General features: G+C 34.3%; 1 protein-coding gene. It reads right to left on the bottom strand.

Going from position 1 to position 408, the window contains the following annotated elements; translation table 11 throughout:
- Positions 1 to 54: 54 nt before the first annotated feature.
- Positions 55 to 408 (bottom strand): barstar family protein (locus KIH41_RS18065; RefSeq protein ID WP_214163342.1); only part of this gene is annotated, 354 nt, incomplete at its 5' end.

Raw genomic sequence — 408 nt, 5'->3', positions numbered from 1 at the left:
GTGATGAAAAAATTTATTCTTCTTACTAATGCTAAACTAAAACAGATATCAAATTCATGAATCAATTAGTTCTTTTAAAGCGTGTTCAGAAGTTTTTGGAAATACTACTTCCAAAGAATGTTCTTGATCACCTTCCCAGTCCTGAATAGCCTCATCCAATAGCGTCAAGTAGATCATCAACTCTTCCTCTTTCAGGTGAGGTATTACCTTGTGCACAATGACTACTACATTCTCACTTATCCAATGAAGATCTCTTAAGCAATCATTTAAGGAGTCCCAATTAAACCCGAAGTAATCTGGCAACTTTAGATTATGAAATATACCTATTAATAAGTCTTCCTTGCTGTTGATTTGAGAGTCTATTACCGCAAGAAATGAATCATCGGGCCGATAAGAATCAATATTTTC

This window comes from Litoribacter ruber (assembly GCF_018500185.1).
GTDB classification, from domain to species: Bacteria; Bacteroidota; Bacteroidia; order Cytophagales; family Cyclobacteriaceae; genus Litoribacter; species Litoribacter ruber.
This window is presented reverse-complemented; position numbering and strand designations above follow the sequence as displayed.